Here is a 14512-nt window from a genome sequence, read left to right as displayed (position 1 = left end):
TATGCCCTAGTAATCGTTGTATATGTGCAGATGGTTGCGAAATACCTTTACTGGAAAAATGAGGTTGAAAGAGTAGGAGAATTACGGTAAAGTTTAATAGTAAATAATACATAGGTATAAAGGTGGGGTTAAATGGCTGCTCAAGCTTCAACTAAGACAGTAAATAGCGTAAAGCCACAAAAAAATAGACAAGGTTCAGCCATCGTTTCGATGATTTTGGGTATTATTTCTACATTTTTCTTACTTCTTGCTATAATTACAGCGGTAGCAACAAGTAATCAAATGTATAGTTCGGGTATTGATGGAGTATTTGCGGTAATATCGGGGATTGTTTCCTTATTAGGTTTTCCATTAGGTTTGTGGGCTAGAAAGTCATCAAAGGGAAGAGGAATGGCAATTGCAGGGATAACATTAACAATTTTACCTTTCCTTTTTGTAGTGTTTGGATTAATAGCTACTGTGTTTATATACTCAAGATTTTCTATGTAAAATATCGACTTGAAAAACATTTTAAAAATTAAAGGAAAATCATAAGTGCGACTTTAGGAGCACCATGGAGAAGGACGACCGAAGGGAGTTCTTCGAACATCAGAACTCATTAAAATAATTTAATTAATATCATTTGTCTGCTCCGTTCGCTTCGCTCACTTCGAGGGCTTCGTTCCTCGCCCTAGTGATTTTTAATTTTATTATAAAATAGGGTAAGTTGATTTTGTTCAAGATATAAGAGGGGAAATATACATGTAAAACGCTTAAGCCATTGATATCATTTGCTTAAGGGAAGTTTTCTACATGATTAATAGGTGCAGTCGATACCGTATAGAATGGTTTATAAGTGCAATTTACACCGCATTGTTGGCGTACAAATACAAAATGAAATTAAAAAGGGGACTGAATTTTCAGTCCCTAACTTTTGTTTTTCTGCTGATTGCGTTGACTTGATGAGCCTTAAACATCTTACGTAAAGCATTGAATTTTTCCATATCACCGTTATTTGCTTGGCGGTACATTAAGTCAGGATGGACATAGTAAAGTACATTACCATATCTTCTAGAGGTCATTATTAGCCCTTTTTCTTCTAGTTTTTTAACTAAAGCTGTAATATTATCAACATCATAATTAATAGCTGTTGATAACTCATTTCGGTTCATGAACAGGATTTTCTTTTCATCCTGTTCATTAGGATTATGTGAAAGTACGCAAGTATCATAGTGAAAGTAGGGAAGGATTTTATATAAAAAACCTAGCTGCTCAAGTTTCAAATCTTTTACTACTTCACGAAGTTTAGTAGTGAGTAGCTTAGTAAATTTCCCCTCCCTCGTAATTTTACCCATGGAATGAAAGCGTTCATTTATGTAAAAGAGTTTTGAACGACCGTCTTTCACTGCTATAAGAATAGATAAAGTTTCAAGACGCTTAACAATATCAACGGTTTGTCTTTTACTCTTACCAAAGATATTTTGAATATCAATTTGCTTTAAAGGCTTACCGTCCTTCTGTAATAGCCCCTTGCCATTCATTTTCATGTATAGTAACAATTTCATTAACGCTCCACTGACTGTTAGGGATAGGTATTGAGTAACATCCTTAATTGAGTCATGAAAACAACTTATAAAAGGTCTGTTCCCTCTTAATATATATTCTTCCCTTTTTTTTTCTTACCGACTATTTCTTGTTGTTCGGGGGTTCTGTAAAAAGCAATATCTCCTTTTACTTCACCTGTTTCTATGTTTACTGCAACTAATTTTTCCATGTTTAGTCCTCCTTAAAAATTTGTATTTGTACGGTTAATCTAGTAATCGAGATAACTAGCGGATAAGTTGCAAAAATATAAGAAAACCGCTCTATGCGATAAATACATAAAAGCGGTTGGCTGCGGATAAGTTATCCCTCAAGAACTTCATTAATTTCTTTTTCAGTAGCCCCATGATCAAGTAAAAACTTTACTAGGCTATCCTTGTTTACACTGTAGCCGTATTTGGTGTTACGTGAATAATAACCGCTTTCTATACGAGGGGCTTTGTCAAGTTGACCACGTTGTAAGTAACCCAACACCGCATTTTCAGTAAATGCTATGTTAAAGTGGTTTAGTAATCTGCTAGTTTTTTCAATGCTAATCATTAAACATCACCCCTTAGGACTAATTGTCTAATACTTTCTTTGGTAAAGTAGATACGGTTATTTTGGTGCACCTTCTCCACATAAGATGATGAACATAATTCAAAAAGTCTTTGGGCAGTAACACCTAATATTTCCGCTGCTTGTGAAAAGCTGTATAAATCCTTAGTTTTGACGATCATCTTTAGCCCCTCCTTTTTGTAGCCATTCAATTACAACCGTTTTATTAAAACGAACGGATTTACCTACTTTGATACGTCCTGGGATTACCCCCTCTCGTGCCAATTTATAGGTTGTTTGCTCACTCATATCTAGTAACTTTGATAATGAACGAACTGTTAGAAACTCTTTTTCCATACCGTAAAACCTCCTAATTTTGTTGTACTGTTCTCTGACATACTCATTATAAGAACGGTTTATTAATTCCTAACAAAAAAAGGGATAGAACAATGAAATAAAAGATAAAACGATAAATAACAATAAAAAGCCTTTGTTTCTGTGCGTACATGGGTAAAGTTTTATAGGCAAGTAGGGAGAACGAATGTATAGTAATCACCTGTAAAAATGGTGGTATCTGCCTTTATTGAGGTGGGATGTTTTAGGACATACGTTTTATAAAAGTTGTACGCCTTAATATTTTGAAAAATTTTTTATACGGAGCGGATGACCGATACATATAAATTAACTGCTAAAAGTCAATCATTCGGCACGGGGTGGGGTCTAATAAAACAAAAAAAGAGTAGTAAATTAACTACTCAACTCGTCTGCTATCATGGTTAACTCATATTTAATTCGCTTGTTTAATTCTCTTGGTATTCTAATCATCTTTTCCTTATCAATGGTAAAACTGAATGGCTCATTATCATGAATTAATCTAGCCAACGAAAGCATATTATCCGCTTTGTACGCTCCATATATTGCGTGACCATTTATTCCCCTTAGGATAAATCTATCACCGTCAAAATAGCCGTCTAGTACCTCTAATTCATCAATCACATTTGACATTTTTGTTTTGCCTCCACTTTGACTATAATTTAAGTAGATATAGTCGCATAGTGCATAATGTCTGTTAAAAGTACACAAGTCATGTAGAGTGTGTAAACAACTGGTCCAGAATATCTGCTTGAAAATGCTAACATTTTGCTAACGCAATCCCATAAAAAACGGTAAATCTCCGTTAAAGATGTTACAGCCAACAATATCTAAAACGCTGATTTACCGCGCTTTTTGCACCTCTCTTTAACGATATTACACACTCTCATCTCACGGGCGGCATGATGTAATAAACATCATGAGCCTAGTATAAGAGGTTTATTAAATTAAAAAAGCTTTTCATCAGTTACTTGAACTGGTGGAAAGCTTTTTTGTATGGGGACATGGGGCGGGTCTTCGCAATCTCATAAAATAGCCAATCTTCTTATCAAGTATACCTATATTATTGAGAAATAGTTCGAATTCTGACTTCGCACCGCCACCACTGTGATTAGGTGAGTGTAGCGTTGTACACGATTTAGCTTACATAGTAAATGGTGGCGTTAGAGCGTCATATGCGTTTTGTATGTTTGCAGTAACCTGAATAAAATTTAAAGCAATCTTAGTTTCTTCAAAGAACAATACTCGTTAATAAAAAGTATTGGTTTATTTTGCAAAAATTGTTGAAGTTTGTAGAATTATGTGAGAATATAATATAATGTGATTTTAGATTGGTTTTTATGGAATATAAAGGCAAACTATTTCGAAAGAATAGGACGCAAAGCCTAGGGTCTAAGGTTTAGGGAGTGGTCAAAAGTCCCGTAATCTAAACTATGATCGCCTGGTTACCAAATTTGTGGATTAATGTTTATTAATATCCTTTGGCTATTCTATGGTACATAGAGTAGTCTTTTTTTTTGCAATACTAGTTTCCAGAAGCGAGAATTTGTGAATCATCAACAAACCTGGATTATTTTTTAGTGAATTGTGAATGGAGGATAATAACTTTGCTAAAAAAATATTTAATAAGGGATGAGAGATTATTGAAGTTAACGATTTAATAGCTAGGTAACAGTAAGCATCTTATGCTTGCTTAGAACAAAAATGGAAAGGTTTGGTAAAATGGGAAATAAAAGATTTTCATTTCAGGCAAAGTTTTTAATTAATTCTTTATTACTATCATTAGTACCAATCATCTTTATTGGCTTTTTAGTTAATAAAACAGTTAGTGAAAAAACCGAGAAGGATTATATCAATTCTAGTGAAAGAGAAATTAAACAGGTAGACAATGGAATTTCCTTGTACTTTGAATCTATTAGGGAAAATGTCAATTTATTAGCTACCAACCCTGCCGTTTTAAATGCTGATTCAAGCATTACCTCCTATAAAGATATAACAGGAGAAGGGTCAATTGATATGACCCCTTCAGCAAATGGGGAGAAAGAAAAAGCAATATTTGATATGCTTTCTCAATTTGGTAAGAGCCATCCTAATGCAGCTTATGCTTATATGGGGACATCGGATGGAGGGTATGTTCAATATCCTGAGGGTCCTGTGCCAGCTGGTTTCGATCCCAGAGAACGTCCTTGGTATACTACGGGTATAGAAGAACCAGGGAAAGTACAATTAACAGGTGCCTATGCCGCTACTGGGATAGAAGGAATTATTGTAAGTAATGTAGTTGCGATTGAAAAAGGCGGAAAACAAGTCGGTGTGTTAGGTCTAGATGTTAGTTTAGAAGGTTTAACGAGTATTATTAAGGAAATCAGTATAGGGGAAAATGGCTATGTAATTCTAGCGCAAGGAGATGGAACAATCCTTGCACATCCAAAGAATGCTGATTTGAACTTTCAGCAAATTTCTAAGCTAAATGTTCCCGAATTAAAGGATTTAAGTAAAGATGGCTCGTTTGAAACAAAAATTGACGGAAAAGATTATGTATTAAACACAATCTCTTCAAAAAATGAAGGCTGGAAGTATATCGCTGTTATTGAGAAGAGCGAACTTTTAACTACTGCAGATTCTATACGCTCGGCGATTTTCATTATAGGCGGGATTTTCGCTGTTGTATCTTTATTAGTTTCCATTTTTGTTAGTTTGAGGATAACACGAAGTATCAAAAGTATTAGTGATTTATCCCTAGCTATGTCTAAAGGTGATTTGACTCAATTAGTCACGATTAAGTCAAATGATGAAATTGGAGATATGGGGAAGAATTACAATATTATGTCTAGTAGTTTAAAAGAAACAATTAAAAAGATTTGGTTTGAATCTCAAGCATTATCAGCTACATCTGAGGAACTAGCTGCTTCTTCCGTTGAGAATCAAAAAGCCTCCAATCAAATAACTGAGTCAATTCAAAGTGTTGCCACCGGAACAGATGAACAGAACGCTGCAATGAAGAATGCAGTAGGTATTATCAATGAAGTATTCAAGCACGTTGATGATGTTACAGTGAGTATGAAAAATGTTAGCAATTCCATCCATTATTCAGCTGAATCCGCTAAACAAGGTAGTGATGTTGTTAACCATACCGTAAAGCAAATGGGTGAAATAGATAAAAATGTAACCTCTTCTGCTGAAAAAATTAGTGTATTAAATGAGAAATCGAACGAAATTGGCCAGATAAGTTTGATCATACAGTCCATTTCAGAGCAAACGAACTTATTAGCTTTGAATGCGGCAATTGAAGCTGCAAGAGCTGGTGAACATGGGAAGGGATTTGCGGTAGTGGCAGATGAAGTAAGGAAACTTGCTGAGCAATCCAGCCATTCAGCATTGCAGATTAATGAAATTATTAATGATATTAAAGATGGCATTGAGGATTCAATGAGTTTCGTAAATCAGGGGGCAACCTCTGCTAAAGAAGGAATGAAACTTGTTAATGAAAGTGGAAAAGCCTTTGGAGAAATTAAGGATTCAGTTCTAGCTGCTACAACAAAAATATCTGAGGTTAGCCTAGCGATGGATAACATGAAAAAACATATAGCAGAAGTTGTAACCCATATAGAGGAAGTTTCAAAAACGAGTTTAGAGGTAAACGAACATTCACAAAATGTTGCTGCATCCTCAGAACAGATGAGTGCCTCAATGGAAGAGGTTTCATTAGCATCTCAAGAGTTAGCAAGAATGTCATTAGAATTAGAGGAAGTTATTCAGCAATTTAAACTGTAATATTATGATTTCTATCAGCAAAATGGCTGAAAAGATTGTTAGATTATCTAATATAATCTTTGACCAAATTTATATCGTGTTTTTAGTCTATTTAAAATGTCTTAAAAAAATAGAGAGATAGAAGAGTTTAATCATTAATTAGGAATTATATTAGGGGGGAAACACCATGTTTAAGACGATATACAAGTTTAGAACTTTGATAGCTTTTATTTTAGTAATAACCATGCTTCCTTTGGTAAGTGTTTCTGCAGAAGAAACCAAATTTGACCCATTCGAAAAGAGTATTGGTGAAATTTCTGAAGCATTAAATAACAATCAGATTACCTCTGAGCAATTGGTTAAATATTATCTAGAGCGTATAGAAAAATATGACAAGCAAGGTCCAACGATTAATTCAATCATTACCATTAATGATCAAGCTTTAGAGATTGCAAAGCAATTGGATGCAGAAAGACAAAGTGAAGGCTCAAGAAGTATTCTTCATGGTATCCCAATCGTTGTTAAAGATAATTTTGATGTCATAGGAATGCCTACGACAGCAGGCTCAGTAGCATTAAAGGATGCTTATCCTACAGAAGACGCTTTTACGATTCAAAAACTTAAGGATGCAGGGGCAATTATCATTGCAAAAACAAATTTATCAGAGTTCGCAGCATCATATGGCAGGTTAGGATACAGCTCATTAGGCGGCTTAACTCTAAATCCGTATAATCTAAACCGAGATGCTTCTGGATCAAGCAGCGGATCTGCAGCGGCAGTTGCAGCCAATTTTGCTGTATTTGGACTAGGGACAGATACATCTGGATCAGTCAGAGGACCAGCTAATGTTACAGGACTAGTTGGTATTAGACCGACACTTGGTTTAACAAGTCGTAGCGGGGTAGTTCCATCCTCGTTAAATTTTGATACTACTGGACCATTAGCGAAGTCTGTGGAAGATGCAGCCATTGCATTAAGTTTTATGGCTGGTGTTGATGAGAAAGATGACAAAACTTTGCTTGCAAAGGATCACATTGTAAAAGACTATAGTAAATTATTAGATAGCAAGGCTTTAAAAAATGCTCGAATCGGAGTAGCTAGTGACTTTTTTGGAGATAACACAGAGGTAGACTCTATTACCAAAAAGGCACTAGAAAAGATGGAGAAAATAGGTACAGAGCTTATTCCAGTTTCTTTCTCAGAAAAGACGAAATATCTTTGGACACCTATTATTGGCCCTGTTAATGACGCGGATTTTAAAGTTCAATTAGAAGAATATCTAAGTCAACTTCCAGAGGGTCAGCCGAGAACTCTAGAAGAAATTATTAAAATCAGTGAATCTCCAGAGGTCTTGAATTCATCGACTCCAGTAAATCCAGCGCGTCTGGAAGGTCTAAAAAACTCTATGGTACAAGCAGAGTTTAAGGACACACCAGAATACAACAATATCGTAACGAAAGAAATGTCTGAAGTACGTCATGAAATCGAAACAATGATGAAAGAAAATGATTTGGATGCCATTGTTTTTCCAACGTTGTCATGTCCAGCTTCACCGAGATTTGATAAGGAAGATCCTACATATGTATGTGAAGCATATGACACGTATGCTGCGGGTTATGTAGCAACGGCCACAGGATTCCCTGAAATTACCGTGCCTGCTGGAGCTACGAAAGAAGAGTTACCTGTTGGGGTTTCTTTCTTAGGTTTGGCATATAGTGAACAATCACTACTCGATTTAGCCTATTCTTTTGAACAGGCAACCGATGCTAGAACTATACCAAAAACAACACCTAATTTCCAAGTTGATTTCGATGGTAAAACTACATTTAAAGATGTAACTTCCTTTGTAGATGAGATTGAGTATTTGACTGATAAAGGAATTATTAAAGGATACAAAGATGGAACATTTAAACCAAATGAACCAATTACTCGTTTGCAAGCTATAGAGATCATTTTAAGAGAAAAAGGAATTACGGATTATTCTAGTGTTCTTAATCCGGGATTTATTGATGTGAAGCCTGATGATTATGGATATGAAGAGATTGCGAAGGCTGTTGAATTAGGTATTATCAATGGGAAAATAAATGCCCAAGGTCAAAAATATTTTGATCCTAACGGAACGTTAACCCGATCACAAATGGCTAAGGTCCTAGTGTTGGCTTATGACTTAAAAGGAACTTATCCAACGGATTTCAAGGATGTCCCAAAAGGATACTGGGCATATAATTCTATATCCATACTGGCAGCAAATAATATTACTGCTGGTTACAAAGATGGAACGTTTAAACCAACTATTAATCTATCACGTCAACATTTTGCTGCTTTTATGGCTCGATGTCTAGATGATAAATTTAAGCCTTCAAAGTAAAGGTTGAAACTAAATCTTTTAGCGGAAGAAACAAGAATAATAATGCAAAAGAGAAGGTTTTTCATCAGTTCACTGAACTGGTGAAGGACCTTTTTTGTTTAGAAATGTTGGTGATATATTCAATAAAATTGCTTGAATAAATATGATAAATGAAATAAAGATTGAATTCTAATTATCACCAAAATCAGTTCGTCACACCCAATACGAAAAAATCCAGAGGAAGGGTTGTGTAAGTGAAGAGGTTATTAAACTATATAGAAATTGTGTAGTAAAAAGTAATACGTCTCCAATGATAAGTAATTTTTGCGAATAGATCTTTTATTAAGGTTCTTTTCGTAAAGATTGTTGTTATTAGCAAAGTAAATTCGAGTAGATGTTGATTGTAGTGGAAGGTGCGAGACTCCTGCGGGACAAGCGTGTTGAGGGAGACCGCCCGCGGAAAGCGAGTACCTGCAACGGAAATCAACCCAGGTTGTTAGTGTAAATATAATTGAAAAGCAACAAAGTATGCGAAAACAGCCTTTATTAAAAATGAAATCATCCAAATCCGATCTAGAACGACTGATAAAAAAGATATAGATTACTAGATCCATTGCTTATCAATAAATACCCATTCTTGACCCTGTGTGCCCATTAGTTCATCAATAAACTCTTCGTGCTTGTCCGTTGCAGTTGAAACGATTATTACTTCTTCCACTACCTTCCTTACATTCCGATTATTTTTTTATAATAACCTCCAATAATCAACTTCCTAAAATAGGGCTGAGGGCTTAGTAAATAATTAGGCTTAAGCGGGTTTGCCTAATAAATACCATTTTGTATGATTACTTTAGTAAGTTCAATAATCATTTAGGTCAAGTCTACTAAGAATTCAGCATGTAAGCACATTATTCATTCAAAAAGTTAATGGAAATTCTTCCTCTGAAGAAATGACCAAATTTGTTAGAGACAAGATAAATTAGAAAAATTTTATCAATGCAGGAAGGAGAAATAATAATGTTTTTGAAAATAATCAAGAATGATTTCCTCAGAAACAAAATTGTAACGATGACAGTATATGTATTTATCACGATGGCCGTTATTTTGGCAGCCAGTGCCATTAATAACATTGCCAATCTGATTCAGTCGATATCAGATCTTCGGGAGCGTGCAGTTCCAGCTGACATTGCGGTAATGCATGCCGGAGAATATAACCAGGCAGAAATCGACCAATTCACAGAACAATACCGTGACCATATAGCGATGCAGGAGACGATGGTTCTTCAGAATATTGATGGAAGTAATATTCATTTTGGCCAAAATCAAACGATGGCTGGAACTATACAGGATATTTCGTTTGTTGTACAGAATAAGAAATTTGATTTTATATTGGATCTGGATAATGAAAAGCTGGATGTAAATGAAGGTTTCGTTGCGGTTCCCATCTATTTCATGGAACAACACGACTTAAAAATAGGTGATACGATTACGGTGAAAAGCGGCGGGGATGAGAAAGAGTTTGTCATTTCAGATTATGCAAGAGATTTTGAGATGAACTCTTCCCTTACTTCTTCAAAACGGTTTGTGATAAATCAGAATGACTATGATGAAATACTTGAAATGCAGGCTGGGGAACTGGAATATCTGATCGAGTTCAAACTGAATGAAAACGGGGATTCTGCTGCGGTTCAGACTGCCTATATCGAAGCCGGTCTTCCGGCAAACGGTCCTATAATCGAAGGGAAGATATTTACGATGTTTAATGCTATATCTGATATGGCAGTTGCGATTATCATTATATTTATTAGTATTCTGCTTATTGTGATTGCTTCGCTCTGTATCAGACTTACATTTCTGGCAACGATTGATGAAGATATTAGAGAAATCGGTGTTATGAAAGCAATGGGAATATCCAAAAAAGATATAAAAAAGGTCTATCTTAATAAATATAGAGTCATCTCAGCAGCAGCCGGTATTATCGGTTATCTGCTTTCCTTGGCAGCGGTAAATCTGTTAAACGGTAATATGAGACTTTACATATCTTCCGATTTATCAGGTAGCTTAACATATGTACCATCGCTTATAGCTCCATTACTTGTATATTTCATGATTGTGATGTACTGCCAGCAAGTGCTGAAAAGAATCGATAAGATTTCTGCGGTGGAAGCTTTACGGAAAGATTCTATGGAGCGCGAAAAGAACCGAAAATACCATTTCCCGCTGCTAAAGAACAAATTCTTCAGCACCAATATTTACATGGGGCTGAGGGATGTATGGAAACGATTCAAATTATACAGGCTGCTGTTTGTTATTTTTATCATATGTACGTTCATTGTCATACTCCCCTTAAATATTTATAACACCATGAATTCACCGGGATTTTCCACATACATGGGAATTGGGAAATCCGACATGAGAATCGATCTTCGAAGGACAGATACGATTACAGAAGATTTTAAAAAGCTACAGGCGGAACTGCAGAATGATTTGGATATTGAAAAGTATGCGGCCTATATCACAAGTTCCTATCAGGTCAAAAATGGGGAAGGTTTCTGGGACTATATGAATATTGAAACCGGAGATTTTTCAGTATTTCCATTAAAATATCTGGAAGGCAGAGCACCTCAGGGTGAAGCGGAAATCTCACTTTCCTTTGCAAATGCGTCAAAAGACGGGGTAAACAAGAAAGTTGGAGATGAAGTAGTAGTAAAGGTTGCCGGGACAGAAAAGACCTTGAAAGTAACTGGTATTTATCAAGATATTACAAATGGCGGAAAAACAGCAAAGGCACATACCAGTCTCGGTTTAAATGAAGAGGCCGTTCTTTGGTATATTGTGAGCATGGACGTGGCTTCAAGCGTCGATGTTCGTGAGAAAATGGACTATTATCAGAATACCTATGATTCTGCGCAGGTAAATGATATCAAAGAATATACTGGGCAGACTCTTGGAAACATCATTGATCAGATGAGCCTGATTGTTATAGGCGGAATCGCAATAGCAGTAATTATTGCTGTATTGATAACTGCATTATTCCTTCGGATGTTATTATCAAAGGATATGTCTCAGATTGCAATTATGCGAAGTATGGGATTAACTTCTAAAAATATTAAACATCAATATATGGCAGGAACTATGATGGTACTCATATCAGGAATCATAGTTGGAGTGCTGGCTTCTAATTATTTAGGAGAATTTCTTGTAAGTATGGCAATGTCCTCTATGGGAGCCGCAAAAATTCAATTAGTTAATGTTGCATGGCAGACTTGGCTACTATGTCCGTTAGCCCTGATTGTAGCCGTTGGATTTACGATATCTGTGTGCTGTAAGGTAACAGCAGAAGATGATTTATCTGTAGTTTTAAGAAGTTAGAACGGATGAAAAAGGTCGGAGTTGAGGCGTATCTCCGAAGATGGAAGAAGCCTACTGCGTGAAGGCACCGATGCAAATAAGAATGCAGATTCCTGAAAAATAAGGCATTCCGGGGTGCCTCTGCGGTATAGAATTTGTTTCAAATATCTTATACCGGAGGAATATATATGAGAAAAATATTAGAAGCAAGAAGTATAAACAAAAAAGTAGATTTAGGAAAAGAAAATGAGCTTCATATCTTAAAGGATGTAAACTTGGAGATAGAGGAAGGTGAATTCGTATCGGTCATGGGGCCATCCGGAAGCGGGAAGACAACGCTTCTATATAATGTAAGCGGTATGGATAGAATTACTTCTGGCAGTATGAAATTTAAAGGCCGTGAAATCGGCAGACTAAAAGAAGAAGAATTGGCGCAGATTCGATTGGAAACAATGGGATTTATCTTTCAGGATATTAATCTATTAAAGAATCTGTCATTGATTGACAATGTTATGTTTCCTGCTCTTGTATCAAAAGATGTGGATAAAAATGCGGTAAATCAAAAAGCAAAAAAACTGTTGGAAATGACAGGAATTGAAAAGCTTGCAGATCATAATATCACCCAAGCATCTGGTGGACAGCTACAGAGAGTCGGCATCTGCAGAGCATTGATCAATAATCCGGATATCATTTTTGGAGATGAACCGACCGGAGCATTAGACTCCAAATCGACAGAAGAGATTATGTCAATTCTTGCAGAGGTTAATCAAAAAGGGACGACCGTAATGCTCGTTACGCATGATGTAAAGGTGGCAGCAAAAACTGAAAGAGTATTGTATATGGTAGATGGAAATCTTGTTGCGCAGAAGAAAATGCGTAAATACGATGCGCGGCATGACGATATTAAGGAAAGAGAAGAAAGCATTATGAAATGGTTAGTGGAAAATGGATTCTAGTTTTTCATTGGCATTCGTATAAAGTTCATATGGGAAATTTATTAGGTAAGCTCGAAAGGAATAGTTAAGAATGTTTGTAAGGAAAGGCACGCTAACAATTTGCTAACGCAATCAAGTGAAAATAATGAAATCATGTTAAAAATGTTACACTCCTAATTTTTACACCCCTAGATATATCGCGTTTTTTGAACACATCACCAAAGATATTACACACTCTCATCTTACGGGCGGCATGACGTAATTCACTGAATTACACCCAGTAATCCCAACGTTTTAGCACTAGGTACCTTAAATTAGGTTCCAAAAAGGTGCCAAGATTTTAAAATTAGAGGCTTCTCCTGAGTTGAGAAAACTTGTGGGAAGCTTCTTTTTTCATTTCTTGTGTCACATGTAGATAGACATCTTTGGTGATGTGATCATCTGAATATCCGAGACGGTCCATGATCTGTAAAAATTCAATTCCTGTTTCTGCAAATAAAGATGTATAAGTATGGCTTAGTGAATGGGACGTTAAATGTCTTGTTATTTTGGACAACTACTTACGCTGGCTATTCGAATTTCTATAATCTTAATAAAATTGGATAAACTAGATAAAATCCCTTCATTTCAATAAAGGGGTTTTTAGGTAGTTGAATATAAATGCATAAAAACCAACTTATCAGAGAAGGTCTTTCATCAGTTTACTGAACTGGTGGGAGGCCTTTTCTTCTATATTGGTTATTATACGAGCATAAATGTTTATTTTGTGAATATAAAAATTAAAATATTTAATTTTATATGTTTACATTTTTAAGATTATTAATTATGATATAAATAATTTAAAGAAGGGGGATGGCTGTGATTTATCCGGTGATTACAACTTGCCCAGTGTGCAGCGATACGTTGAAGATTACAAAATTGCAATGCACCCATTGTCATACAACAATTGAAAACGAATTTGAATTATCGAAACTAGCTTCTCTCACTAAAGAGCAGCACTACTTCATTGAAATATTCCTGAAAAGCCGCGGAAATATAAAGGAAGTGGAAAAAGAGTTAGGCATTTCTTATCCAACTGTACGCGGAAAATTAAATGACATCATCGCTGCTCTTGGTTATGCAGAAAAAAAGAATGAAACAGAAGAGAGAAAAGTCATCTCCATGCTAGAAAAAGGTGAAATTTCTCCAGAGGAAGCAATAAGAATTTTAAAGGACGAGTAAAGGGAGGCTTTGTTATGAAGGAAGACATTTCAAAAATATTGACTATGGTTCAAGAAGGGAAGTTAGGCTCGGAAAAGGCAACTGAACTGATCCATGTATTGAAAGAGAAAGAGGCAGCAGCTATACCTGCGGCTAAGCAAACGGACTATTTGGATAGAATGTTGAGAATTCGCGTTTCATCTGAGCAGGGCGATAATGTGAATGTTAATTTGCCATTACGATTAATCAAAGTAGCGTTAAAAACAGGACTAAGTATCGCTTCAGCCATTCCGGAATCCGCTAAGTATGTAAAGGATATTAACACCATAGATGTTGATCTGATTTTAGAAGCGATTGAAAAAGAATTATCTGGACAAATCGTTGATGTTACAAGTGCAAACGGTGATAAAGTGTTGGTTGTAATTGAGTGAGCCTG

The 14512-nt window shown here is 35.8% G+C and carries 13 protein-coding genes and 1 riboswitch; of the genes, 7 read left to right on the top strand and 6 right to left on the bottom strand.

Annotation, left to right across the window (positions count from 1 at the left end):
* Window positions 1-132: 132 nt before the first annotated feature.
* Window positions 133-489 carry a hypothetical protein gene (locus ACIQZI_RS22845; RefSeq protein WP_403077829.1) on the top strand — a complete coding sequence of 119 codons (357 nt, stop codon included), beginning with the start codon at window positions 133-135 and terminating at the stop codon, window positions 487-489.
* Between the two features lie 410 nt (window positions 490-899).
* On the opposite strand, the gene ACIQZI_RS22840 is transcribed toward ACIQZI_RS22845, so the two are convergent.
* The 6 genes from ACIQZI_RS22840 to ACIQZI_RS22815 all read right to left on the bottom strand — a co-directional run bounded on the left by ACIQZI_RS22840 (window position 900) and on the right by ACIQZI_RS22815 (window position 3123).
* Window positions 900-1526 carry a hypothetical protein gene (locus tag ACIQZI_RS22840; protein WP_403077826.1) on the bottom strand — a complete coding sequence of 209 codons (627 nt, stop codon included), beginning with the start codon at window positions 1524-1526 and terminating at the stop codon, window positions 900-902.
* Between the two features lie 104 nt (window positions 1527-1630).
* A complete protein-coding gene (locus ACIQZI_RS22835) occupies window positions 1631-1753 on the bottom strand; it encodes a hypothetical protein (protein WP_403077823.1) in 123 nt (40 codons plus the stop codon).
* A gap of 131 nt (window positions 1754-1884) precedes the next feature.
* Complete coding sequence (locus ACIQZI_RS22830) at window positions 1885-2121, bottom strand: hypothetical protein (protein ID WP_403077820.1); 237 nt, start codon at window positions 2119-2121, stop codon at window positions 1885-1887.
* Entirely contained in the window at window positions 2121-2300 is a 180-nt protein-coding gene (locus ACIQZI_RS22825; RefSeq protein ID WP_403077817.1) for a hypothetical protein, read from the bottom strand. The genes ACIQZI_RS22830 and ACIQZI_RS22825 overlap by 1 nt, the downstream gene beginning before the upstream one ends.
* Window positions 2284-2475: a helix-turn-helix transcriptional regulator gene (locus ACIQZI_RS22820; protein WP_403077815.1), complete on the bottom strand. Its 192-nt coding sequence runs from the start codon at window positions 2473-2475 to the stop codon at window positions 2284-2286. The genes ACIQZI_RS22825 and ACIQZI_RS22820 overlap by 17 nt, the downstream gene beginning before the upstream one ends.
* A gap of 390 nt (window positions 2476-2865) precedes the next feature.
* The gene (locus ACIQZI_RS22815) at window positions 2866-3123 is read right to left on the bottom strand and encodes a hypothetical protein (RefSeq protein WP_403077812.1); all 258 of its coding nucleotides are present in this window, start codon (window positions 3121-3123) and stop codon (window positions 2866-2868) included.
* A 709-nt stretch (window positions 3124-3832) separates the two neighbouring features.
* Window positions 3833-3943, top strand: a riboswitch (cyclic di-GMP riboswitch).
* A 251-nt stretch (window positions 3944-4194) separates the two neighbouring features.
* Between ACIQZI_RS22815 and ACIQZI_RS22810 the strand changes: the two genes are divergently transcribed.
* The 6 genes from ACIQZI_RS22810 to ACIQZI_RS22785 all read left to right on the top strand — a co-directional run bounded on the left by ACIQZI_RS22810 (window position 4195) and on the right by ACIQZI_RS22785 (window position 14507).
* Window positions 4195-6264, top strand: coding sequence for a methyl-accepting chemotaxis protein (locus ACIQZI_RS22810; RefSeq protein WP_403077809.1), 2070 nt, complete (start codon window positions 4195-4197; stop codon window positions 6262-6264).
* A gap of 166 nt (window positions 6265-6430) precedes the next feature.
* Window positions 6431-8611 carry an amidase family protein gene (locus ACIQZI_RS22805; RefSeq protein ID WP_403077806.1) on the top strand — a complete coding sequence of 727 codons (2181 nt, stop codon included), beginning with the start codon at window positions 6431-6433 and terminating at the stop codon, window positions 8609-8611.
* A gap of 996 nt (window positions 8612-9607) precedes the next feature.
* Window positions 9608-11962, top strand: coding sequence for an ABC transporter permease (locus ACIQZI_RS22800; protein WP_403077803.1), 2355 nt, complete (start codon window positions 9608-9610; stop codon window positions 11960-11962).
* 167 nt (window positions 11963-12129) lie between these two features.
* On the top strand, window positions 12130-12897 hold the full coding sequence (locus ACIQZI_RS22795; RefSeq protein WP_403077800.1) for an ABC transporter ATP-binding protein: 768 nt from the start codon (window positions 12130-12132) through the stop codon (window positions 12895-12897).
* 837 nt (window positions 12898-13734) lie between these two features.
* Window positions 13735-14097, top strand: coding sequence for a DUF2089 domain-containing protein (locus tag ACIQZI_RS22790; protein WP_062187133.1), 363 nt, complete (start codon window positions 13735-13737; stop codon window positions 14095-14097).
* Between the two features lie 14 nt (window positions 14098-14111).
* Window positions 14112-14507, top strand: coding sequence for an SHOCT-like domain-containing protein (locus ACIQZI_RS22785; RefSeq protein ID WP_403077796.1), 396 nt, complete (start codon window positions 14112-14114; stop codon window positions 14505-14507).
* Window positions 14508-14512: the final 5 nt, after the last annotated feature.

The organism is Peribacillus sp. NPDC096379 (assembly GCF_044762875.1).
GTDB lineage: Bacteria > Bacillota > Bacilli > Bacillales > DSM-1321 > Peribacillus.
Note: the sequence above shows the minus strand (reverse complement) of the source record. Positions and strands in the feature narration are given on the sequence as shown.

What these genes read in the sequence shown, in the direction of transcription:
- ACIQZI_RS22845 (WP_403077829.1), top strand. Translation starts at nt 133, where the DNA reads ATGGCTGCTCAAGCTTCAACTAAGACAGTAAATAGCGTAAAGCCACAA.
- ACIQZI_RS22840 (WP_403077826.1), bottom strand. Translation starts at nt 1,526, where the DNA reads ATGAAAATGAATGGCAAGGGGCTATTACAGAAGGACGGTAAGCCTTTA.
- ACIQZI_RS22835 (WP_403077823.1), bottom strand. Translation starts at nt 1,753, where the DNA reads ATGGAAAAATTAGTTGCAGTAAACATAGAAACAGGTGAAGTAAAAGGA.
- ACIQZI_RS22830 (WP_403077820.1), bottom strand. Translation starts at nt 2,121, where the DNA reads ATGATTAGCATTGAAAAAACTAGCAGATTACTAAACCACTTTAACATA.
- ACIQZI_RS22825 (WP_403077817.1), bottom strand. Translation starts at nt 2,300, where the DNA reads ATGATCGTCAAAACTAAGGATTTATACAGCTTTTCACAAGCAGCGGAA.
- ACIQZI_RS22820 (WP_403077815.1), bottom strand. Translation starts at nt 2,475, where the DNA reads ATGGAAAAAGAGTTTCTAACAGTTCGTTCATTATCAAAGTTACTAGAT.
- ACIQZI_RS22815 (WP_403077812.1), bottom strand. Translation starts at nt 3,123, where the DNA reads ATGTCAAATGTGATTGATGAATTAGAGGTACTAGACGGCTATTTTGAC.
- ACIQZI_RS22810 (WP_403077809.1), top strand. Translation starts at nt 4,195, where the DNA reads ATGGAAAGGTTTGGTAAAATGGGAAATAAAAGATTTTCATTTCAGGCA.
- ACIQZI_RS22805 (WP_403077806.1), top strand. Translation starts at nt 6,431, where the DNA reads ATGTTTAAGACGATATACAAGTTTAGAACTTTGATAGCTTTTATTTTA.
- ACIQZI_RS22800 (WP_403077803.1), top strand. Translation starts at nt 9,608, where the DNA reads ATGTTTTTGAAAATAATCAAGAATGATTTCCTCAGAAACAAAATTGTA.
- ACIQZI_RS22795 (WP_403077800.1), top strand. Translation starts at nt 12,130, where the DNA reads ATGAGAAAAATATTAGAAGCAAGAAGTATAAACAAAAAAGTAGATTTA.
- ACIQZI_RS22785 (WP_403077796.1), top strand. Translation starts at nt 14,112, where the DNA reads ATGAAGGAAGACATTTCAAAAATATTGACTATGGTTCAAGAAGGGAAG.